This window comes from Pseudomonas persica (assembly GCF_900291015.1).
Lineage (GTDB): Bacteria > Pseudomonadota > Gammaproteobacteria > Pseudomonadales > Pseudomonadaceae > Aquipseudomonas.
On record NZ_OLKL01000033.1, the window covers coordinates 1 to 20,888 of the forward strand.

Consider the following 20,888-nt stretch of genomic DNA (forward strand, 5'->3'; position numbering starts at 1 on the left):
TCGACTGCCCGGTCGATTACAGCGAGAACGACCGCATCCTCAACAGCGAGCTGCGTGAGCGCGCGCTGGCGGTGTAAGGCTCAGGTATGGCGCCATCCTCAAGGTTGGTGCCGTCCCCTACAGGGTTCGCAAGCGGTGCGCGTACCCTGTGGGAGCGGCTTTAGCCGCGAACAATCCAACGCGCTGCATGGCACCGGCTGCGCCGGTGTTCGCGGCTAAAGCCGCTCCCACACAGGCCGCTGCCATCCCCTACAAGGACCATACTGGGTCCCAGGCCTGCGCTGCCTGTTCAGATTGCCATTGGCGTACAGATGTTCTCCTTTCGGATAACCCTTGAAGGCAGCCCGCGATCAATGGTCTTATCCCGCACCTGGCCCGACTGGTATTGAACAATGACCCGCCCGCTGTTTGTTTCCATCGATGGGCCCAAGGGCACCGGCAAAACCACACTTCTGGAGGCCGTTACCAAAGCCCTGAGGGCTGACAACCAGAAAGTGATCCGGCTTTGCGAGAAAAAAAGCGACCCCTACCGGGGGGAAACCATGGCCCTCGTCAACCAACTGGTCAGAAACCCCTCCCGGGACCTGGAACTGAGGGTGTGCGAGCGCTTTGCCGAAAGCCGAGCCTGGATTTCCCGGCACGTGCTGCCCAGGCAGCCTGCGGGCAGCATCATCCTGATCGATCGCTGGTACCCGTCTGATGCCGCATTTCGCCGTACCGTGGCGTTCGACGAGATCCTGCGCCTGAACCTAGAGCGAAATGTGCAAGTGCCCGATTTGCATGTCGGGGTTGTCACGGCCCCTGATACCTCATGGGCAAGGGCCGCGGCACGAACGCGCGGGCTGGGTAGTACGTTGATCCATAGCCTGGACGAGCAGGTTGCCTGTAGCGAGGCGTTCGAGCGCGCGGTTGCGGATCACGGCTGGGTTCTGTGCCGTAATGAAGGGAACATCGAGGATGCTACAAGGCAAGTAGTGGCCGAGATCGCTAGCGTGCTTCGATCACGCCATCGACAGCGGTGCGATCGCTGCTGACACAACGGCGAAGTGCTGGTTACTGCTTCATGGGCATATCCATCATCGACGACTGCTGATCCATCATCTTCATCATCATGTCCATCATTCCGTCGCCCATACCCATGCCACCCTTGGCCCCCGACATTCCCATGCCCGAGCCCATGCAGCCCGCGGCATGGTGTTGGTGCATCATGGCCATGCTCTCTTTCATCGTCCTCATGCCCTCGTGCATGGCGGCTCGTCGCTCGGCAGGGGTCTTCGCGGCCGCGGCTTGGTCATGAGCAACCTGCATCTTGTGCATTTGTTCACTCATTACCTTGTTCATGGCCGACTCGGAAGTTGTACTGGCGGCTGGTGCGCTGGCAGTGGCATCGCCAGCGTGATGCTTTTCTTCGGCATGCGCCATGAGTGCACTACCGGCCAGAACAGCAGCAAGAACCAATTTCAATTGCGTTTGCATGGCGAACTCCACGTATCCGGATATGACTGGTGTGCCCCAAGGTCATGGTATGCCTGGACAATTTCAGTGTAGGCAGGCATCTGGCCGCTGATTTGACCTGCATCAAACAAGTGCGGCTCCGTGCACTTTGAGTGGGCTGGTTATCCTCCTTGAAGTTGTCTGCATATAGCCGTGGTATTCTTGAACCTGTTTTATTGAAATGTTAATGCCTCTCTTGTTTCTGGTGCCGGGGGAAATACGATGGCAATTGATTCGCTGGCCTTCACGCCATGGTCCGCGTTGGCCGGCGGTGTGTTGATCGGGCTGGGGGCTGGCCTGTTCGCGGTGGTGAATGGCCGTATTGCGGGAATCAGTGGATTGCTCGGTTCGCTGCTGCAGCAAGGCGGGGAAGGGCGCAGAGAAAAGCTGGCCTTTCTTCTGGGGCTGCTGGCAGCACCGCTGCTGTGGGGGATATTTGCCACGTTGCCGTCGCCCCGTTTTACCACGGCATCGTGGATGCTCATCGTGGCTGGCCTGCTGGTAGGGCTCGGCACGCGCTACGGCAGCGGTTGCACCAGCGGCCATGGTGTCTGTGGCCTGTCGCGCCTGTCACCCCGTTCGGCGGTGGCAACGCTGTGCTTCATGGCCACCGGTTTTGCCACGGTGTATGTAGTCCGCCACCTTCTCCAAGGGGCCTGACATGCCTGTTATCAGTGGGTTCATCGCCGGGGTGCTGTTCGGCGTGGGGTTATTGCTGGCGGGCATGGCCGACCCCGCCAAGGTGCTCGGCTTCCTCGACATTGCCGGGCAGTGGGACCCCTCGCTGGCGCTGGTGATGATCGGGGCGATTGCCACGGCATGGTTGCCGATGCGCTGGGCGCGTGGCCATTCAACGGCATTGCTGGGTGGGGTGATGCAGTTGCCCGACCGACGTGATGTGGACCGCCGCCTTATTGGTGGCAGCCTGGTATTCGGCGTTGGCTGGGGGCTTGCGGGCATCTGCCCGGGGCCGGCTTTGGTGCTGCTGCCTGCTGGTTACTGGCAGGCCTGGCTATTCGTCGCCGCGATGCTGGGTGGCATGGCATTGTTCCAGTGGGTTCAGGTTCGCCGTGGTAGCTGATGGCCGGGTTGCCTGAAAAAACCGGTGGGTCTTTTGATAAACATCAAACAGGGGTGGGCGCCGCTGGCACATGATCGAGTGACACATCCAGACCGCAGAGGTGTGCCATGTCCAACCCGCAAAGACTATTGCTCATCGCATCACCGTTGATGCGTCGCACCCCGGTCTATGACCGCGCCGCAGCGCTGGCCAAGGCCAAGGGTATGGCGCTGCACATCGTGGCATTCGATTACCTGGAAGGGCTGGCCACGGCGGGCCTGGTCAATGACCAGGCACTGGCGACCATGCGCGACGGCTATGTGCAACAGCACCGCCAATGGTTGGAAACCCAGGCGCTGTCGATGCGGCGCAATGGCGTGACAGTGACCACCGAGGTGGTATGGGCCCAGCATCCGCTGGATGAGATTCTGGTGCATCTGCGCGAGCAGCCGTTCGACCTGCTGATCAAGGAATTCGAGCACGAGCCATGGTGGATGCGCGCGATGTTCACCTCACTCGATATCCACCTGCTGCGCGAAACCCGTATTCCACTGCACCTGGTGCACAAGGCCAGCCACGCCCTGCCGCGCAGGATTCTTGCGGCCGTCGACCTGTCCCGACCGGACGATCAGTATGCGGGGTTCAATGACCGCATCATCGGTGAAGCGCTGAAGCTGGCGCTGCAATGCAACGCAAGCATCGAATTGCTGTATGCCTACGATCTCGGCTCCATGTACCTGGATGCTGGCGGTAGCCGGGAACATTCGTTCCTGTTCGATTCAAACCTCGCCCAGACCCTGCACCAGGCCCAGAGCGACGCCTTCCAGGCATTGGCCGAGCGCAACGGGATCGCCGCCGAGCATCGCCACATGCGGGTAGGGGACCCGGCCAAGGTCCTGGCGCTGTTCATGGAAACCAACGACATCGATGTGGTGGTGATGGGAAGCCATCATCACCATGGCGTCGGTTGGTTCATTGGCAGTACCACCGAGCGGGTATTGCACCGGCTGGGCAACAGTGTGCTGATTGTTTCACCCGAGCGTTGAGCGGCAGGGGCCTTGGCTAGCTGAAGCCAGAGGCTACTCGCATCGCCACATGCAGTGTACTGACGGTTCATCCCCATGTAATCGAGACCTGGGAGCCGTAGCGCCAGGCCCCGTGCGTTGATGGCGAGGCGGGAGTTGTTCATGGATACGCAAGCAAGGGCGAAGCTCAGGGCCTGGATAAAACGACCCAGGGGCAGTTTTGGCTGGGTCGCGGCTATCGCTACCTTGGTCGTGGTGGCCTCTGTATACCAGGCACTCAGCCCAGTATGGCGGCTGCCTATGCGTGACCCGGCAGTGCTGCTGGCCTGGTGCGCATTGAGCGCGGCAGTCGGGTGGGCTGTGCAGCGCGGCGTCAAGCGCACGGTTGGGAACGTCATTTTTTCCGGGAGCGCCATCGGCTGGCAGGCACGGCTCGCGCGTATTCGGGCGGTGGCCAGGGAGTCGAACATTCTGTTGGCCATGTTGGCCATGTTGGCGTTGATGGCAGGTGTTGGCGCAGGCACGCTATGGCTGGCCGGGCGCACCGTGGAGAACATCGTCAACGCTTGCGAGGCCAATTTCCAGGCTCAGGTCGCTGTTCCGCAAAACGCGCCCATCGTCGCACAGGTGGCAAAACCGGTCTGCCAGTGCCTGGCGCAGACGTTTCTGGATCGCAACGGGACCATTCGGCTGGCTCTGGTCAACACGCCGTTACTGGACGTGAGTACATTGAAGGGCGTTACCGCCGCTGATGAGCGGCGGTGCCTCGAGCAACTGGATCTGCTCTCGGAGAGAAGCGCTGTGAGACCTTTAATCGGCCAGGTCCGATAGCGCTGGAGAAACGGCTAGTGTTAATGGATGCCCGCATGAAAAAGCGGAGGCATCATGTCAGGCTCTCCTTATATGGGGGCAAGGCCCCATGTGAAGTGCCTTGCATGCTCCTTGAGTCGGCTCTGCCTGCCGGCCAGCCTTGATGTGGATGAAGTTGACCAGCTGGAGCGTATCGTTCGCCGCAGCCGCCCCTTGAAGAAAGGCGAGTATCTGTTCAAGGCCGATGAGCCGATGGAGCAGGTTTTCGCGCTTCGCTCAGGCGCCATCAAGAGTTACCTGCTCGACGCTGATGGCAACGAGCAGGTGTTGGGCTTCGTTTTGCCAGGAGAGATGCTCGGCCTCGACGCCATTGGTGCCGGCCGTTATCGCAGCTATGCCCTGGCCCTGGAGGTTTCGATGGTGTGTTCCATCAGGCTTGATCAACTGGTGGAACTGTCTGGGCAGATTTCCGGATTACGCTATCAGTTGCTGCACATGCTCAGTCTGGGCCTACAGGGCAAGGACGAACATCTGCGTTGTTGTCAGGGGCGCGCCGACCAGCGCTTATCGACGTTCTTGTTAGGTATGTCGGCCCGCTATCAGCAACGCGGCTTGTGTGCCGATGTGTTCTCCCTGCCTATGTCACGGGGCGATATTGCCAACTACCTGGACCTGACGCTGGAAACCGTCAGCCGCCTGTTCAGCCGCTTCATCCAGGCCGGTTTGCTGGAGTGCTCCGGTCGCGACGTAACACTCATCGATCAGCAAGGCCTGGTCGATCTGAGCCGGAGGGAGGAGGCGAGCTGAGTTCTGCAAGCACGCGGTCGAAGCGCAGAACAGGCCCCGCCAACGGTGGCTGCCAGCCACGGGCAGGGCAGGATAGGTAATCCGCTCTTAGCCATATGCGCTGTACGGCAACCCCTGTCTGCTGACAGATGCGCGCCGTTTGCAGCGCCCGTTGCCTGGGTGCGCAGCAATACACTGTGTCCGGCTTGCATGCCTCCAACTGGCGGGCAAGACCGGCCGACGACGGCAGGATCAACAAGTTGCGATGCAATACCGGCTCAGGGGTGAACCACAGGCGGCACTCCTCTGGAAGGTGGCTGATGTTGCAACCATCATGCAGCAGCTGTATCTGCACCCAAGGCAGCCAGCACATGATTTCGTCCAGCGCGCAGAGCAGTGACAGCAACCCCTCTGCGTGGCTGATGACCAACAGGCGGGCACTTAGCAAGGGTACCGGCCATGCCGTGCCTAGCGGGCCGGAGTAGTGCAGCCAGTCGCCAACCTTGCCCAGTGATGTTGAACGCTGGGTAGCCACGATGAACTGCCGGGCAATCCCAGGGAGGCTGAGGTAGCTGCAGGGATGGGCCGCAGTGTGCGCCCCCAGCAAGCAAAACTGGCCGGGCATTACGGCCGCATCCTGCTCGCCGCAGAGCTCCAGGCGGAAGCAGTGCAGGGTGCCTCTACCAGGCAGTACCTCCAGCAAGCGGACACGGCCAGCGTTGTCCCGTGCCATACCCACCTCGATCTTTCACAGGGTCGTCATCACCAGGCTGTGCTCAGGTTAGGCCTGCTGTGGCGTGGTTTTTTGATCATTGTCAAACCGGCGCACCATGTCCCTACCCGGGTGGATCGCTGCCTCATGCCTGGCCATTTACCGCCCCAGGAGACAGCGAAGATCAAGACCGGCGATGCACTGCCCGAGGTAACCACTGGTTCGCGGGTATTGGTGTTCCGTCGAGCAGCTCCGTAAGGCCCTGAACCGGGATCTCGCCTCAATGCTCGCCGGCATGAGCGTGAACGCTCAGGGCACCCGGCACCTTGGTCCGTTCGAGCCCGCCATGGTCCAACCAGCGAAGCGTCTGCTCATAGGCACGCTCCAGCAACGACTCGGTCTGGTCGAAGTTGAATACCGAGACATCGACCGGGCACAAGGGCGGAACGATGTGCAGGCTGGTGAGCGTGCGGAAGTGTTCGATGTCACTCACAAGCTGGCGCATGCTCATCAGGTTGACCGTGTGCAGGGCCAAGGCAACCAGGCCTCGGGGCGGTTGAGTCAGCGCGCAGCTGAGCCCGGTGGGGATTACCACAACGTTGCTGGCGCCCAGCGCTACGGCAGTCGAAATAGGTGTGTTGCTTGCCACACCGCCATCCACCAGGAACTGGCCGCCGATCTGCACGCAAGGGAACACCAGCGGGATCGCGGCACTGGCCAGCAGTGCCTGCTCGAGCTCGCCATTGGACAAGACTGTCTCGGCACCACTGAGCAGGTCGGTGGTGACGATATGCAGGGGCAGTTTCGCATCCTCGATGCGATGAATAGGCAGCGCCTTGCCAAGCAATCGGTGCAAGGCCGCCGGCTGCAGCAGAAAACCGCGCCGTTTGAGCAGGCCTCTGCAGGTATCGAGCCAGGACAGGGGGAAAATGTCGGTTCTACTCAGGCCTCGCCAGAATTCGGCGAGTGTCTCGACACCCTCAGCGTTGGGCCTTGCCGCAAAGTAGGCACCGTTGATCGCGCCTACCGAAGCACCTACCACCATGTCGAATTGGATATTGGCTTCGACCAGGGCCCGCAGCATACCTACCTGGACCGCACCCAGACTACCGCCGCCAGCGAACACGATTGCGGTATGCGTAGGCATGATTGCAGTCTCTGTGCAGGCATGTGTCGGTTGAGTGTAGCTGGCGGGGCGGCTCTGGAGCCGGCGGCTGACAAGGCCCTGTTCGGGGCGACCGGCGATCGCCCCTTTTGCGGTTCAGGGGTGGTCCTTGAGGGTTTCGAAGGCTTTGACGCGCTTGATCAGGCTTTTGTTGCTGGCGGAACCGGCACTGTTGAACAGGAAGGAGAAGTCCGAGGCCAACGAAGGGCTGCCGGCAATCGTCGCGTACTGATGGCACTGGTTGCAGTCATCACCCTGTACGTAGGTCTCCATGGTGGTGTTGGCCACCGGCACATTGCCCTGGCTGATGAACGGCCCGTACGACAGCGGCACCTGCGCGCTGGCGCCCGGTTCCGGGCTGGGCGGGTTGGGGGCGAGGGTCCAGAGTACGTTGATCAGCTTGTAGTACTGGAACACCGACTGGCCTTGGCTGTGCTGCGCGAAGTTGGCTTGCACCGCGCTGTTGAGGGCTTGCAGGTCGCCGGGTACGGGGTGTTCGCGGGTAGTCTGTACCGGCTGGTCGCGCGGGAAGAGATCAGTGCAGTCCTTGTCGGGATGGTGTTGCTTGCACTGTATACGGGCTTGGTTCGGTGTGCACTCGGGGCCGCTGCCGCAGTCGGGGTTGTTGAAGGCGAAACCGTTCGGTGGGGGTTGTTGTGGCGGGAGCTGGGCCGGTTCGGGCACGTTGTCCACCTGCTCGAAGGTGGTCCAGATGAAGTTGGGCGAAGCCTGGGTCTTGTTGATGATATGCAAGCCCACCAGCCCCACCACTTCCTGGGTGCACTCCAGCGTGTCGGGGCGTTTGAGCCAGGCGACGGTGGTCAGGTAGCGCCCGAACAGTTCGGGTTTGCCGGTCAGCACCCGCCAGGCGGCCTTGAGCTCGATCGCGCCCAGTTGCTCCTGCGGCACGGGGGCGGTCGGCAGTGAGCGCATCGGTTCGCCGATGGGCAATGACAGCCCCTCTGGGGTCTGGCCGTCAAGGTTTTGCGCGACCTTCAACTGGTTGGCGGCGTCGTAAAGCCCCTTGTCGACGATGTAGTCGAACTCGGCCTTGCCCACCTTGCGTTCAAAAAACACCAGGTTGCCCGCCTGGTCCGTCAGCCAGCCACCGGACGCTTCCATGACCGAGTCGGGAATGGACGCGAGTGTTCCGGTCGACAGGTGGAAACCGTGCACGGCATTGATCGCACCTTCGGAGGTGGCGTTCATGAACTTGCGTGCGCCTACCTTGAGTGCCTTCAGGCTACCCTGGGTGCTGCAGCCGGACGGCACCAGGGTTTGCACGCCCCAGCCGGTGGGCGTGGGCGCGCCGGGCTGGAAGATGTCGTTGGCGTCCTTGTAGCTGGCCCACACCGGGGCCACGCTCATGGGTTGACCCGGGGCGGAGGGTACACCGAACTGCGCCAGCGTGCTTTTCATGTCAGGTTCGCCCGCCAGGCTGGCGGTGGCCGGCCAACCGGGGTTCACCGGCCAGTTCAAGGCAATGAACAACTGCCAGCCAAAGCAATTCATGAACGCCTGGCTGGTGGCATTGAAGTTGTTGACCGGCAGGAATCCCCCGCTGGCCGGGTTGAACACCAATTGCTGCTGCACACAGGCATCGGCGTCCGACAGCGTGGCTGCCGTGGCGGGTTGCAGGGTCGACAGGCACAGTAAAATGCCGCTCAGCAGCGACAGAAGACTCAAGCGTGAGCTGGACATCATTGCGCTCCTTGCAAGGCGTGAAGCCGCACCCGAAGGTGCGGCGGTAGAGGGGCGTAAGTGGTGTGAGTGGCGTGGCTCAGGCGCCAGGCACCAGCGCCAGGCCGGATTCCCACGGGTGGTCTGCCGCGCTCACGTTCGGGTCTTCGCTCGGGTTGAGGGCACGCACTGTCACCAGGCCGGGTGTAGCGTTGGGGCTGACCGTGATGGTCAAAATGTAGGCCTGGGTGCCGCCCGAGTTGGTCTGGCCGGGAATGGCCGACGCGTCGGGCAGGTACTGGGTGACTTGCGCCGTCACCCCGGGGTTGGAGAATTGCACCCTTGCATTCTGCGCCGTGGTAGTCGGGTCGGCGCCTTGTACCACCAGCACAAACTGGTTGCTGCTGCCTGGTGCAAGCCAGGCGGGCAAGTCGGTGGGGGAGTTACCGTAGAACAGGTCCAGCGGCAGCAGTTGCACTGGCCAGGGTTGCAGGCCAGCCACCCGGTCCTGCACGCAAGGTAGAGAGGCAGGCGTGGTGGCTAGCGGTTTGACGGTGACGCTCAGGCCTACCAGCAGTTGTTGGGCGATGACCCACACATAGTTGACCGGTTGCTTGTTGATGGTGATGTCGTTGATCGAGAAACCGGCGTTTTCCGGTACCTCGAACACCGCCTGCAGGATCTGGTCGGAACCGTTGGCGGCCGACTTGGCCGTACCGCGCGTGATGCGCCAGTACTGGCTCACGTCCTGGCCTTGCGGGCCTTTCCAGGCGCTGAAATCGGTCGGCTGTTGCAAGTACAGGCCAAGGGGGTTGGTCAGCGACAGGCGGTTGTTCACCGCCGTGCTATTGGCCATGAAACCGATGTGCGGATCAGAGTTGCGGTAGTTCTGCCCGTACTGCGCGCAGCAGATCAGCGACTGGGCATTCTGGCTGCTGCTCACTGGCCGCAGGATGGTGGCAGCGGCGGCCAGGTACACCTCGGCACTCAGGGTATTGGGGCCGGAGGTCAGGTGCATTGCCCCGCCGTACTGGCCGGGTACACAGGCCGTTCCGGCGTTCCATTTGTTGACGGTGTCATAGGCCGGCTTGCCGGTGGTGGGGTCCATGACCGGGTCGCCGGCCTTGCCGGTCGGGCAGTCTGCGGTATAGCGCAGGTACAGGTCTTCGAGCTGCACGTTCGGGTCGATGTATTCGCGGTACAGGCCCAGTACTGCGTTCGGGTCGATGCGCCACATGGCCAGGAAGTACGCGGGGTTTTCACAGGTGAAGGTGATCTTGCGCATGTTGCCGTTGGCATCGCGCACGATCGACCACTCGCAGTACTCGTCGAGCCAGCCCCGTGGGCCGGAAGGCGAGAAATCCTTGTAGGCGCCATCCCAGTTGATGCTCGGGCAGCGCTTGGCTGGCAGTTGCAGCAGGGTGCCTTTGTTGTCCGGGTCGTAGAGCATATAGAGGGTGTTGTCGAGGGTGATCTGGCCGTGGTCGGCCAGCTCCATCACCTGGTCCAGGGTCATGGCCTTGCCGCCCAACTGCGGAATGACCGCCGCACCGTTGTTGTAGAAGAACGTCCAGAGCCGGTTGGGGAAGGGCGCCCAGGTGATCGCCGGTGGGGTGACGTCGCCGAAGCCTTCCACCAGCGGGTTGTAGTAACCCGAGCGGGGGGCGTCATTCAGGCCCGACCAGGGGTTGCCGATGATGGACGATTGGGTCCAGCCGGTGAGGTTGTTGTTCCAGTCGGTTTCAAACTGCGGCAACTGGTCTTCCAGGCCCAGCTTGTTGTAGTCCTTGGGCGCTTGGCCGGCGGGAGAGGTGAACTGCTTGAAGGGCGTGCTCATGTCGGTTCTCCAGGTGTGCGTGAGGTGGAAGCAGAGCAGCAGCCGGCGACCGGGGACGGGCCGGCGAGGGTCTGGCGCGGGTCGTCCCACACCAGTTGGGCGATGAAACCGGGCAGGGTCATGTATTCGTCAGGCGTCAGCACGCGGCCACTGTCGAGGTGGGTCACCAGCAGCGACAACTGCACCGCATCGCCGGAGCCAAGGCCCAGCGCAGCGGCGTTGCGGGCCGCATTCAGTGCGCGGGACACGCCATGGGTGATGCACCGGCCCTTGTCGTCCACCAGCCCCATGCCGATACGGCTGAAGCGCCCCACGTAATGGGGGTTTTCCGCGCTCACGTGCTGCGCGGTAGCGTCGGGCTGGTCGAGAAACACGTCGATCAGATAGGTGTCATGGGTGCAGCGCACATGGTCGAACACCACCCACGGCCCGGGCCCTGCGGCGTTGCCCGCGGCAGGCGTGGCGTTTGCGCTGTGCTTGCAGCAGGCGCTGGTGGCCGCCTTGCGCGCACCAAACTGTGGGGCCACTGGCACACCGTAGTCGTAGCCGATGTGCCGGCTGTCCTGGGCCATGTCGGCGATGGTGGTGTAGCGCCAGGCGTCAGCGCTGGTGAAGGTGAGCTGCGTGGCGTCGTGGCCGGCGAACGGCTGGAGCAGGCACTGCGTGGTGTATTGCGCCCCGGGGTTGGCCCTGATCCACACCTCCAGCATGCGGTCGATGTTGGCGTGGTAGGAGCAGAACACCGGGTCGAAGGCGGTGTAGGCGTTGTCGGCCATGTCGCCGCCGATCCAGCCGTGATAGTTGTCGTGGGGTTGCTCGAACAGGCCGTCGAAGTTGAGGGTACGATTGGGGTACAGGCTGTCTTTCTGGGGCGGATCGAACACCGGGATGTTGGCCCACGGGTAACCGGGCACACCCTGTGGCTGGCTGAAGGTGGTGAACTTCAGGGCATCCACCACCTGTTGCTGGAAAATCCGGCTCATGCCGTACAAGCGGGCGCGATCTGCGCGCGAGTCGTCACCGCGGGTGTAGAACAACGGGTCGCGTTGCACATACCGGCAGTCCACCCTGTTGACCGCGCCACTGGTGCACACCTTGGAACAACCATCCTTGGCGGCTGCGTAGCGCAGGGGATTGGGCCGCGTCTCGCCGGTGTGCGGGTGCACATAGGTTTCATCGAGAAAAGCCTGGGGCAGGCCGGCCTGCGGGCTGCCGTCGACACTGGCATCTTCGGCCATCCAGTCCCAGTAGGGGATGGCGCAGTCGATCAGTTGTTCCAGGTACAGCAGGTACGCCCGGTGCCAGAGGGCAAACGCCTCCTGATAATGCAGGCACCAATTGGTGTGGATGTAGGCGTAACGTTGCCAGGGCGAACCGCTGTCGGGGTCGCCAACCTGCATCACGTCGTCCAGGCGGGCGCGGTACAGGTTCAGTTCTTCAAGGCTCAGGGCGCGGATGTCCTGTCGCACCCGCTTGACCGGTTGCGGCAGGTCCGGTGGCGGGATGCGTTCGGCTAGATCGAAAGGTGAACTGGCGTCCAGGCGCCAGCCTTGGTTGACCCACAACCTGAAGGTTTCCAGCGCATCGATCGGCCAGAACTGCTGCTGGTCGAGGGTCAGCGGCATGTTGCGCGAGGCCAGGTGCTGGTAGATGGTTTCTGACCAGGCCTTGACCGAATCCGGGTCGTCCAGGTAGACGAAATAGCCGTTCATGCACCCGGTCCAGGAGGCAGCCACGGCCGCACGCTGCGCGGCGGGAATCCAGTAGGGAGCGCTGAACAGGCCGTGGATGTCCGCGGTCCATGTCGGTTTGGCAATGATCATAAGGTCCCTCTCATGCGCCCCGCAGGCCATATTTGGCCGGGCTGCTAAGCTCAGTTGATGGTAAAGAGCTAGCGCGCAGGGAATCGTGCAAATTGGCGCCTCCTTGCGGTGGATTCATTGCAGTTTTTCAAGGAAGACACGTGAAAAATGACAGACGCCATGGATCTTAAGATTCTGGGAAAGCTGCAAAAGGATTGCAGTCAGAATCTGGAGTTGCTCAGCGACAGCGTCGGGCTGTCTTCCACCAGTTGCTACCGGCGTATCAGGCGCCTGGAGAGCGCAGGCATCATCAAGGCCAAGGTCGCCATACTGGACGAGCGTAAACTGGGCATTCAGGTGACCGCCTTCTTCCTGGTCAAGCTGGACCGCGACAGCAATGACATCGACCGCAAGATGCAGCACATCCTGGCCAGCCACCCTGAGATTCAGGACTGCTACCTGATGACGGGCGAGTTCGATTTCGTGATGGTTGCCAAGTTTCGCGATGCTACCGAGTACACCGACTATATCTACCGGTTTCTTGATACGTACCGGGACATTCCGATTCGCACTTACTCCTCGACCCTGGTAGTGCGTACGGTGAAGAAGTCGTATGAATTACCGCTGGGAGGAGGGCTGCAGCAGGTCGTCGATGCCTGACTGTGCCTGCTTGAGCGCGTCGGATTCTTCGCGGCCAAAGCCGCTCCCACAGGGCACGCGGACTGCATCTACCTCAGGCCCTGTGCACTATCCGGAGCGCTATGGCGTGGACAGACCGTGGTGGTATCACAGTTGATACGGTGCACTCATCGGGGTGGTTGCCCGATTGCCCAGGCCTTCTGCGGCAGTGAGCCGGGCGATTTCAATTCCATTGCGGACTATGACAACCACCGACCCGTAGATCACTTGTTCAAGGATGAACTCAAGGCTGGTTTGGGCTTCGGACAGGTCATATTTCACCAAGGGCACGATGGATTTCCTTTTGGGATGTTCGATTCGCGGGTGGGATAGCACCCCTTAGGCATGCGGCCCAGGTAGGGCTGCATGCTGTGCAATATGATGATGCGTGCATCCAGAAATGTGCTTTCTAAAAGCGCTTTGTTTGCTGGCTAGCTGGAATGAATATTTCAGATATGCCGATTTTGGTGCATAGTTTATTCGCGCCGCCTAAAAGGCTGGCCAGATTTCATTCAAGCCTCAGACCGCAGTCGCCGCCACAACGTGGTCCGGCTTATGCCAAGGCGACGGGCCGCTTCGTCGAGGTTACCGTGGCAGCTCTCCAGGGTTTCCTTTACGTGGCGCAGTTGCGCAGCCTTGCCGATGGTGTGCAGGTCGGTTTCGCGTGATGTTTTTTTCCGGCCAGGTGAAAGGGAAGGGCCTTCGCTCAGCTCAGGCAGCACGCGCGCCAGGTACTGCTCGTCCACGCGGTGTTCGCTTAGCAGTTCGCGCGCCGAGAGCATCGCCCGCTCGATCACGTTTTCCAGCTCCCGGACATTGCCCGGCCAGGTATACCGTTCAAGGTATGGCAGCAGCGCGGCGGGTATTTCGGCGGCGCCCGCCGGTTGGCCCTGGACGAGCAGGCGCTGGCTGATGCCTGTGCAGATCAGGGCAATGTCCTCAGGCCGTTCTCGCAGAGGCGTGGTTTGCAGGCGCAGGATGTTGAGCCGGTAATAAAGATCGGTACGAAAATCGCCATCGTCCATGGCGCGCCGCAGGTCCTGGTGGGTGGCGGCGATGATGCGCACGTCGATGGCAATGGGTTCTGTGCTGCCCAGGCGCAGGACTTCGCGTTCCTGCAAGACGCGCAGCAGGCGCGTTTGCAGCGGCACGGGCATGTCGCCGATCTCGTCGAGGAACAGCGTGCCGCGGTGCGCCGCTTCGAACAGCCCTGGCTTGCCGCCTTTGCGCGAGCCGCTGAAGGCACCTTCCTCGTAGCCGAACAATTCACTTTCCAGCAGCGATTCGGGAAACGCCGCGCAGTTGATGGCAACGAAGGGGCCTTGCCGACGCGGGCTCTCGTTGTGGATCCCTTGGGCCAGCAACTCTTTACCGGTGCCGCTTTCGCCGGTGATCAAGATCGTCGAGTGGCTGGCGGCGAAACGCTTGGCCAGTTGCAGCATGTCGCGGTTGGCCTTGCTGTTACCGTTGAGCTGTTCAAGCCGGTAGCGGGCGTTGAAGGCGCCGGGGCGGCGGGCGGAGCGGATGCGTTGATCCGCGCGCTGCACGGCGGTGATGTCTTGACAGGTGAGTACCAGGCCTGTGCGTTCGCCGTTCTCCAGTATGGGCAGCAGGTTGCTGACCACCGCGTGTGAGCCCAGCCGTATCACCCGGTTTTCTTCGCCGGCCCCCTCCTGCAGCGCTTGTTGCAAGTCCAGCTCTGGGCACAGCTGCTGTAAAGGCCGACCGAGGGCGGCGCTGGCTGGCAATTCCAGCAGTTGCGCCAAGGCCGGGTTGAGTGATTGCACCACACCCTGGTTGTCGACTGCGGCCACGCCGCTCGGGATGTGTTGCAGCACGGCGTTCAAATGCCGGCGCTTGGCGATTTCAATACGCTGGCTGTCGAGGATTCCCATGGCCTCCTCAAGCGCCTTGCGCACGGTGTCCTCGCTCAGCGACAGCACGCCGTGCAGGCCTGCCTGTTCCGCCAGTTCCACCACTGTCGACGAACCGATGATGCTGCGACAGCCCAGCAGGGCGGCTTGCTCGACGGCCTGGCAAGCCTCGTCCAGGGAGGTGTAGGTGGCCTGGTGCACCTGCACGGTGAACAAAGCGCGCAGGGCCTGCAGATCGTGATTGATACGGTTGTAGCTGAGCAGGGCCACATGCGAAGAGTGCTCGCGGGCTTGACCCAATGCGCGCAACAAATCGTCGCCGCCCACGCGCATCGTCAGCACCGGGCGTGTCAGATGCTTGCGCAGGTAGGCGGCAGTGGCGCCGGCGCAGACGAACACATCGGCTTCGCCTCGCTGCTCCAGCTCACGGGCGGTTTCAAGGGCCTCGGATACCGACGTGTCGAGCACCTGGATATGGGCGTCGGGGTAGTCCGCCGCGAGTCCGGCCACCATATGGGCGAGGCGGCTGCCGTGCCGAGGGCGTTGCAGGTGACTGATCAGCACGATGACCTGGGAGGTGGGCGAATGCATGGCGGCGTCTGTTCAGAATTGAATTGTTTCGATACTGAATCATATCGTTGCAAAAGTGAAATACGGCGTGCTTTCACGCGCCATGCTGAAAGGGCTGAAGCGCATGGCCGACGCGGTCTTCAGCAAGTTTTCCAAAAATTGGCCCGAGCATTGCTGAGGGTGTCCTGCCAACCCTAAACCGAAGGCGGGGCCCATAGACCCATGAGCAGTTCCCCTACCATTCCACTGGCCAGCGAAACCTGCGCGGCCAACTCCAACAATCAGCGCCTGGTCGACTTCATCCGCGAACATGCCGCGGCAACGCAGGTGGTCATCCAGGCACGTAAACGCCTGAGCGGCGGCGCCATTCAGGAAAACTGGCTGCTGGACTTGCTGATCGAGGGCGGCCCCTGGGCCGGTACCCGGCGCTGGGTACTGCGTAGCGATGCGCTCTCCGCGCTGCCCGCCAGCCTGAACCGTGAGCAGGAGTTCGCGGTGCTGCAGGTGGTTCATCAGGCCGGGGTGAAAGTGCCGCGCCCGCTGTGGCTGTGCCGCGATGTGCGCGTGCATGGGCGGGTGTTCTTCCTGATGGAGTATGTGCCGGGTATCGCTGCCGGGCGCTTGCTCAGCGCCGATGCCGGCCCCCAGGGCCGCGCAAAACTGGCGGCGCAGCTTGGCGCCAACCTGGCGCGCCTGCATCAGGTTCGCCCACCATGCCCTGCGCTGGGCTTCCTGCCCGTGCCGGACAGATCACCAGCCCTGGCGACGATCGACGCCTACCGCCGCTACCTCGACACCCTCGCCGATGCCTATCCGGTGCTGGAGTGGGGTCTGCGCTGGTGCGAGCTGCATGCGCCGCGCAACAGCACCCTGTGCCTGTTGCACCGCGACTACCGCACCGGCAACTACCTGGCCAGCGAGCAGGGGCTCGAAGCCGTGCTCGACTGGGAGTTCACCGGCTGGGGCGACCCTTGCGAGGACCTCGGCTGGTTCACCGCCCGCTGCTGGCGCTTCACCCGGCCAGACCTCGAAGCCGGTGGCATCGGCCAGCTGGAGGACTTCCTGCGTGGCTACCAGGAGGTGTCTTCGCTGTGTATCGAGCGCAGCCAACTCCACTACTGGCAGGTCATGGCCACCCTGCGCTGGGCGGTGATTGCCCTGCAGCAAGGGCAGCGCCACCTGTCCGGCGAAGAGCCTTCTATTGAGCTGGCACTGACCGCACGGCTGCTGCCGGAGCTTGAACTCGACATCCTGCACATGACCGGAGCCGAAGCGCCATGACCCAGCCCAACGCCCACGAACTGCTCGAGATCGCGCGTGCGACGCTTGTGGAACAGCTGCTGCCAGCGCTGCCCGGCGAGCTGCGCTACCCGGCCCTGATGATCGCCAACGCCATGGCCATTGCGGCCCGCGAAAGCCGCCTGGGTGCCCAGACCGAGGGCCAGGAGCAGGCGCGACTGGCCGGCTTGGTCGGCGAAGCGCCGTCGACGTTGCCCGACATGCGCCGCCAACTGGCCCGGGCCATCCGCCAGGGCAGCCACGACGCCCCGCAAACCCGCCTTACCCTGGTCGAGACATTGCGCCAGACCACGGTTGCCCGCTTGGCGATCAGCAACCCAAAGGCCTTGCCCTGAACGGCGTCAGCCTCCCCATTTTTCCGACAGACAAGAACACACAAGGACAGCCATGAACTTCACCCTCCCGGACGAACTGCTCGCCTTGCAGGCCAAGACCCGAGACTTTATCGCCGAACAGGTCATCCCGTTCGAGAACGACCCACGCCAGGACAGCCACGGCCCCAGTGACGCCCTGCGCCAGGACCTGGTGGCCCGGGCCCGTACCGCCGGCTTGCTGACGCCTCACGCCAGCCGCGAAATGGGCGGCCTGGAGCTGAGCCATGTGGCCAAGGCGATCGTCTTCGAAGAGGCCGGTTATTCACCGCTGGGCCCGGTGGCGCTGAACATCCATGCACCGGACGAAGGCAACATCCACCTGATGGATGTGGTGGCCACCGAGGCGCAGAAGGACCGCTGGTTGCGCCCGCTGGTCCAGGGCCATGCCCGTTCGTGCTTCGCCATGACGGAACCTGCCCCAGGCTCGGGCTCGGACCCTTCGATGCTGCGCACCACCGCCACCCGCGATGGTGACGACTACCTGATCAACGGCCGCAAGTGGCTGATCACCGGGGCCGAAGGCGCCGACTTCGGCATCATCATGGCGCGCATGGAGGACGGCACGGCGACCATGTTCCTGACCGACATGAAGCGCGACGGCATCATTCATGAGCGTCAGCTGGACTCGCTGGACAGCTGCTTCACCGGCGGCCATGGGCAGCTGCGTTTCGACAACCTGCGTATCCCGGCGAGCGATGTGCTCGGCGAGATCGGCAAGGGCTTCCGTTATGCCCAGGTGCGTCTGGCGCCGGCGCGGCTGACCCACTGCATGCGCTGGCTCGGTGCTGCGCGCCGCGCCCACGACATCGCCTGCGCCTATGCGCGCAGCCGCGACGCCTTTGGCAAACCGCTGGGCGAGCATCAGGGGGTAGGCTTCATGCTGGCCGATAACATGATGGACCTGCACGTGGTGCGCCTGGCGGTGTGGCACTGCGCTTGGGTGCTCGACCAGGGCCGGCGTGCCAATGTCGATTCGAGCATGGCCAAAGTGATCAGCGCCGAGGCGTTGTGGCGGGTGGTCGATCGTTGCGTCCAGGTATTGGGTGGGCGCGGGGTTACCGGGGACACCGTGGTCGAACGGATCTTCCGCGACATTCGTCCGTTCCGCATCTATGACGGCCCGAGCGAAGTGCATCGCATGAGCCTGGCGAAGAAGCTTCTCGACCAGCGCCTGGAGGCACACTGATGCAGCCGGACCTGAGCCGAATGTTCGCCCTCGACGGGCGCCGCGCCCTGGTGACCGGCGCCTCCAGCGGCCTGGGCCGCCATTTCGCGATGACCCTGGCCGGCGCAGGCGCCGAGGTGGTGGTGACCGCCCGGCGCCAGGCGCCGCTGCAGGCACTGGTGGAGGCCATCGAAGTGGCCGGAGGGCGGGCGCAGGCCTTTGCCCTCGATGTGACGTGCCGTGAGGACATCTGCCGGGTGCTCGATGCCGCCGGCGCGCTGGATGTGCTGGTCAACAACGCAGGGGTAAGCGACAGCCAGCCCTTGCTGGCTGGCGACGATCAAAGCTGGGACCGCGTGCTCGACACCAACCTGAAGGGCGCCTGGGCCGTGGCCCAGGAAAGCGCCCGGCGCATGGTCGCCGCAGGGAAGGGCGGCAGCTTGATCAATGTCACCTCCATCCTCGCCAGCCGTGTGGCCGGCGCCGTGGGCCCTTATCTGGCGGCCAAGGCCGGCCTGGCTCACCTGACCCGCGCCATGGCGCTGGAGTGGGCGCGCCATGGTATCCGGGTGAACGCCCTGGCGCCCGGCTACGTGATGACCGAGCTGAACGAGGCCTTCCTGGGCAGCGAGGCCGGTGAAAAGCTGCGCTCGCGCATTCCAGGGCGACGCTTCAGCGTGCCGGCGGACCTGGACGGCGCCTTGCTGCTGCTCGCCAGCGATGCCGGGCGGGCCATGAGCGGTACTGAAATCGTGGTCGACGGCGGCCATTTGTGCAGCAGCCTGTAACGCGCCCTGGCGCCATAACAACAAGAAACAAGAGGTATGTATGTGCGTGCAATACCTGAACAAGAGGTACCTGCCATGATGGTTCCAACCCTCGAGCACGAGCTTGCTCCCAACGAAGCCAACCATGTCCCGTTGTCGCCGCTGTCGTTCCTCAAGCGTGCCGCGCAGGTGTATCCGCAGCGTGATGCGGTGGTCTATGGCACCCGGCGCTACAGTTACCGCCAGTTGCACGAGCGCAGCCGTGCCTTGGCCAGTGCCCTGGAGCGGGTCGGTGTGCAACCGGGCGAGCGGGTGGCGATACTGGCGCCGAACATCCCGGAAATGCTTGAGGCCCACTATGGCGTGCCCGGTGCCGGGGCGGTGCTGGTGTGCATCAACATCCGCCTGGAGGCGCGCAGCATTGCCTTCATCTTGCGTCACTGCGCAGCCAGGGTGCTGATCTGCGACCGTGAGTTCGGTGCCGTGGCCCATCAGGCGCTGGCCATGCTCGATGCGCCGCCCTTGCTGGTGGGCATCGACGATGAACAGGCCGAGCGCGCCGACCTGGCCCACGACCTGGACTACGAAGCGTTTCTGGCCCAGGGCGACCCCGCGCGACCTTTGAGTGCGCCACAGAACGAATGGCAGTCGATCGCCATCAACTACACCTCCGGCACCACGGGGGACCCCAAGGGTGTGGTCCTGCATCACCGTGGCGCCTACCTCAACGCCTGCGCCGGCGCGCTGATCTTCCAGTTGGGGCCGCGCAGCGTCTACCTGTGGACCTTGCCGATGTTCCACTGCAACGGCTGGAGCCATACCTGGGCGGTGACGTTGTCCGGTGGCACCCACGTCTGTCTGCGCAAGGTCCAGCCTGATGCGATCAACGCCGCCATCGCCGAGCATGCCGTGACCCACCTGAGCGCCGCCCCGGTGGTGATGTCGATGCTGATCCACGCCGAGCATGCCAGCGTCCCTTCGGTGCCGGTATCGGTGATCACCGGTGGCGCCGCCCCGCCCAGCGCGGTCATCGCCGCGATGGAGGCACGCGGCTTCAGCATCACCCACGCCTACGGCATGACCGAAAGCTACGGCCCCAGCACCCTGTGCCTGTGGCAGCCGGGCGTCGACGAATTGCCGCTGGAGGCCCGGGCCCAGTTCATGAGCCGCCAGGGTGTCGCCCACCCGATGCTCGAGGAGGCCACGGTGCTGGATACCGACACCGGCCGCCCGGTCCCGGCCGACGGCCTTACCCTTGGCGAGCTGGTGGTGCGCGGCAACACCGTGATGAAAGGCTACCTGCACAACCCGGAGGCCACCCGTGCCGCATTGGCCAATGGCTGGCTGCACACCGGCGACCTGGCCGTGCTGCACCCGGACGGCTACGTGGAAATCAAGGACCGGGCCAAGGACATCATCATTTCCGGCGGCGAGAACATCAGCTCGCTGGAGATCGAAGAAGTGCTCTACCAGCACCCCGAGGTGGTCGAGGCCGCAGTGGTGGCGCGCCCGGATTCGCGCTGGGGCGAGACACCTCATGCGTTCGTCACCCTGCGCGCCGATGCGCTGGCCACGGTCACGGAAGGCGACCTGATCCGCTGGTGCCGTGAGCGCCTGGCACATTTCAAGGCGCCGCGACATGTATCGCTGACGGAGCTGCCCAGGACCGCCACCGGCAAGATCCAGAAGTTCGTCCTGCGCGAGTGGGCCCGGCAACAGGAGGCGCAGGCCGCCGACGCCGAGCACTGATCGAGCAGCAACACCTGCATCCCCCATAACAACAAGTACAT

20 protein-coding genes are annotated in these 20,888 nt (G+C 63.2%); 13 read left to right on the forward strand and 7 right to left on the reverse strand.

Going from position 1 to position 20,888, the window contains the following annotated elements; genetic code table 11:
* A partial coding sequence (locus tag FQ664_RS28285) for a hypothetical protein (protein ID WP_370290170.1) occupies positions 1-77 on the forward strand: 77 nt, incomplete at its 5' end.
* A gap of 315 nt (positions 78-392) precedes the next feature.
* Positions 393-1,034: a dTMP kinase gene (locus FQ664_RS15520; RefSeq protein WP_144173056.1), complete on the forward strand. Its 642-nt coding sequence runs from the start codon at positions 393-395 to the stop codon at positions 1,032-1,034.
* Between the two features lie 19 nt (positions 1,035-1,053).
* On the opposite strand, the gene FQ664_RS15525 is transcribed toward FQ664_RS15520, so the two are convergent.
* Positions 1,054-1,476, reverse strand: a complete 423-nt coding sequence (locus FQ664_RS15525; RefSeq protein ID WP_178091000.1) for a hypothetical protein — start codon at positions 1,474-1,476, stop codon at positions 1,054-1,056.
* Positions 1,477-1,716: 240 nt separating this feature from the next.
* Between FQ664_RS15525 and FQ664_RS15530 the strand changes: the two genes are divergently transcribed.
* The 5 genes from FQ664_RS15530 to fnr all read left to right on the forward strand — a co-directional run bounded on the left by FQ664_RS15530 (position 1,717) and on the right by fnr (position 5,196).
* Positions 1,717-2,154, forward strand: coding sequence for a YeeE/YedE family protein (locus tag FQ664_RS15530; RefSeq protein WP_144173059.1), 438 nt, complete (start codon positions 1,717-1,719; stop codon positions 2,152-2,154).
* Between the two features lies 1 nt (position 2,155).
* On the forward strand, positions 2,156-2,575 hold the full coding sequence (locus FQ664_RS15535; RefSeq protein ID WP_144173061.1) for a DUF6691 family protein: 420 nt from the start codon (positions 2,156-2,158) through the stop codon (positions 2,573-2,575).
* A 107-nt stretch (positions 2,576-2,682) separates the two neighbouring features.
* The gene (locus tag FQ664_RS15540; RefSeq protein ID WP_144173063.1) at positions 2,683-3,600 is read left to right on the forward strand and encodes a universal stress protein; all 918 of its coding nucleotides are present in this window, start codon (positions 2,683-2,685) and stop codon (positions 3,598-3,600) included.
* Between the two features lie 141 nt (positions 3,601-3,741).
* Positions 3,742-4,410, forward strand: a complete 669-nt coding sequence (locus tag FQ664_RS15545) for a hypothetical protein (RefSeq protein ID WP_256675976.1) — start codon at positions 3,742-3,744, stop codon at positions 4,408-4,410.
* Between the two features lie 54 nt (positions 4,411-4,464).
* Positions 4,465-5,196 (forward strand): fumarate/nitrate reduction transcriptional regulator Fnr, encoded by a 732-nt coding sequence (gene fnr, locus FQ664_RS15550; protein WP_144173065.1) that lies wholly within the window; start codon positions 4,465-4,467, stop codon positions 5,194-5,196.
* A 971-nt stretch (positions 5,197-6,167) separates the two neighbouring features.
* Here the strand turns inward: fnr and FQ664_RS15560 are convergent.
* From FQ664_RS15560 to FQ664_RS15575, 4 genes are all read right to left on the reverse strand, one after another.
* Positions 6,168-7,034, reverse strand: a complete 867-nt coding sequence (locus FQ664_RS15560) for a patatin-like phospholipase family protein (RefSeq protein WP_144173069.1) — start codon at positions 7,032-7,034, stop codon at positions 6,168-6,170.
* A 114-nt stretch (positions 7,035-7,148) separates the two neighbouring features.
* Positions 7,149-8,753, reverse strand: a complete 1,605-nt coding sequence (locus FQ664_RS15565; protein ID WP_144173071.1) for a hypothetical protein — start codon at positions 8,751-8,753, stop codon at positions 7,149-7,151.
* Positions 8,754-8,832: 79 nt separating this feature from the next.
* The gene (locus FQ664_RS15570) at positions 8,833-10,569 is read right to left on the reverse strand and encodes a hypothetical protein (RefSeq protein WP_144173073.1); all 1,737 of its coding nucleotides are present in this window, start codon (positions 10,567-10,569) and stop codon (positions 8,833-8,835) included.
* Positions 10,566-12,392 carry a tyrosinase family protein gene (locus tag FQ664_RS15575; RefSeq protein ID WP_178091001.1) on the reverse strand — a complete coding sequence of 609 codons (1,827 nt, stop codon included), beginning with the start codon at positions 12,390-12,392 and terminating at the stop codon, positions 10,566-10,568. Before FQ664_RS15575 ends, FQ664_RS15570 begins: the two co-directional genes overlap by 4 nt.
* 159 nt (positions 12,393-12,551) lie before the next feature.
* Here FQ664_RS15575 and FQ664_RS15580 point away from each other — a divergent pair, with 159 nt between their 5' ends.
* Positions 12,552-13,031, forward strand: a complete 480-nt coding sequence (locus tag FQ664_RS15580; protein ID WP_144173075.1) for an Lrp/AsnC family transcriptional regulator — start codon at positions 12,552-12,554, stop codon at positions 13,029-13,031.
* A gap of 126 nt (positions 13,032-13,157) precedes the next feature.
* Here the strand turns inward: FQ664_RS15580 and FQ664_RS15585 are convergent, their stop codons facing one another.
* Together FQ664_RS15585 and prpR are read right to left on the reverse strand one after the other, a co-directional pair.
* The gene (locus FQ664_RS15585; protein WP_129364267.1) at positions 13,158-13,340 is read right to left on the reverse strand and encodes a prevent-host-death family protein; all 183 of its coding nucleotides are present in this window, start codon (positions 13,338-13,340) and stop codon (positions 13,158-13,160) included.
* A gap of 221 nt (positions 13,341-13,561) precedes the next feature.
* Positions 13,562-15,514 carry a propionate catabolism operon regulatory protein PrpR gene (gene prpR / locus FQ664_RS15590; RefSeq protein WP_144173077.1) on the reverse strand — a complete coding sequence of 651 codons (1,953 nt, stop codon included), beginning with the start codon at positions 15,512-15,514 and terminating at the stop codon, positions 13,562-13,564.
* Between the two features lie 201 nt (positions 15,515-15,715).
* Here prpR and FQ664_RS15595 point away from each other — a divergent pair, with 201 nt between their 5' ends.
* The 5 genes from FQ664_RS15595 to FQ664_RS15615 all read left to right on the forward strand — a co-directional run bounded on the left by FQ664_RS15595 (position 15,716) and on the right by FQ664_RS15615 (position 20,847).
* Positions 15,716-16,774, forward strand: coding sequence for a phosphotransferase family protein (locus tag FQ664_RS15595; protein WP_144173079.1), 1,059 nt, complete (start codon positions 15,716-15,718; stop codon positions 16,772-16,774).
* The gene (locus FQ664_RS15600) at positions 16,771-17,127 is read left to right on the forward strand and encodes a DUF6285 domain-containing protein (RefSeq protein WP_144173081.1); all 357 of its coding nucleotides are present in this window, start codon (positions 16,771-16,773) and stop codon (positions 17,125-17,127) included. Before FQ664_RS15595 ends, FQ664_RS15600 begins: the two co-directional genes overlap by 4 nt.
* Before the next feature lie 52 nt (positions 17,128-17,179).
* A complete protein-coding gene (locus FQ664_RS15605) occupies positions 17,180-18,352 on the forward strand; it encodes an acyl-CoA dehydrogenase family protein (RefSeq protein ID WP_144173083.1) in 1,173 nt (390 codons plus the stop codon).
* Complete coding sequence (locus tag FQ664_RS15610) at positions 18,352-19,119, forward strand: SDR family NAD(P)-dependent oxidoreductase (RefSeq protein WP_144173085.1); 768 nt, start codon at positions 18,352-18,354, stop codon at positions 19,117-19,119. The genes FQ664_RS15605 and FQ664_RS15610 overlap by 1 nt, the downstream gene beginning before the upstream one ends.
* Positions 19,120-19,194: 75 nt before the next feature.
* Positions 19,195-20,847 (forward strand): acyl-CoA synthetase, encoded by a 1,653-nt coding sequence (locus tag FQ664_RS15615; RefSeq protein ID WP_256675977.1) that lies wholly within the window; start codon positions 19,195-19,197, stop codon positions 20,845-20,847.
* Positions 20,848-20,888: the final 41 nt, after the last annotated feature.

Coding starts and splice junctions, on each gene's coding strand:
- FQ664_RS15525 (WP_178091000.1), bottom strand. CDS start 1,476: ATGCAAACGCAATTGAAATTGGTTCTTGCTGCTGTTCTGGCCGGTAGT.
- FQ664_RS15605 (WP_144173083.1), top strand. CDS start 17,180: ATGAACTTCACCCTCCCGGACGAACTGCTCGCCTTGCAGGCCAAGACC.
- FQ664_RS15615 (WP_256675977.1), top strand. CDS start 19,195: ATGATGGTTCCAACCCTCGAGCACGAGCTTGCTCCCAACGAAGCCAAC.
- FQ664_RS15520 (WP_144173056.1), top strand. CDS start 393: ATGACCCGCCCGCTGTTTGTTTCCATCGATGGGCCCAAGGGCACCGGC.
- prpR (WP_144173077.1), bottom strand. CDS start 15,514: ATGCATTCGCCCACCTCCCAGGTCATCGTGCTGATCAGTCACCTGCAA.
- FQ664_RS15545 (WP_256675976.1), top strand. CDS start 3,742: ATGGATACGCAAGCAAGGGCGAAGCTCAGGGCCTGGATAAAACGACCC.
- FQ664_RS15535 (WP_144173061.1), top strand. CDS start 2,156: ATGCCTGTTATCAGTGGGTTCATCGCCGGGGTGCTGTTCGGCGTGGGG.
- fnr (WP_144173065.1), top strand. CDS start 4,465: ATGTCAGGCTCTCCTTATATGGGGGCAAGGCCCCATGTGAAGTGCCTT.
- FQ664_RS15575 (WP_178091001.1), bottom strand. CDS start 12,392: ATGATCATTGCCAAACCGACATGGACCGCGGACATCCACGGCCTGTTC.
- FQ664_RS15530 (WP_144173059.1), top strand. CDS start 1,717: ATGGCAATTGATTCGCTGGCCTTCACGCCATGGTCCGCGTTGGCCGGC.
- FQ664_RS15600 (WP_144173081.1), top strand. CDS start 16,771: ATGACCCAGCCCAACGCCCACGAACTGCTCGAGATCGCGCGTGCGACG.
- FQ664_RS15595 (WP_144173079.1), top strand. CDS start 15,716: ATGAGCAGTTCCCCTACCATTCCACTGGCCAGCGAAACCTGCGCGGCC.
- FQ664_RS15565 (WP_144173071.1), bottom strand. CDS start 8,753: ATGTCCAGCTCACGCTTGAGTCTTCTGTCGCTGCTGAGCGGCATTTTA.
- FQ664_RS15560 (WP_144173069.1), bottom strand. CDS start 7,034: ATGCCTACGCATACCGCAATCGTGTTCGCTGGCGGCGGTAGTCTGGGT.
- FQ664_RS15540 (WP_144173063.1), top strand. CDS start 2,683: ATGTCCAACCCGCAAAGACTATTGCTCATCGCATCACCGTTGATGCGT.
- FQ664_RS15580 (WP_144173075.1), top strand. CDS start 12,552: ATGGATCTTAAGATTCTGGGAAAGCTGCAAAAGGATTGCAGTCAGAAT.
- FQ664_RS15570 (WP_144173073.1), bottom strand. CDS start 10,569: ATGAGCACGCCCTTCAAGCAGTTCACCTCTCCCGCCGGCCAAGCGCCC.
- FQ664_RS15610 (WP_144173085.1), top strand. CDS start 18,352: ATGCAGCCGGACCTGAGCCGAATGTTCGCCCTCGACGGGCGCCGCGCC.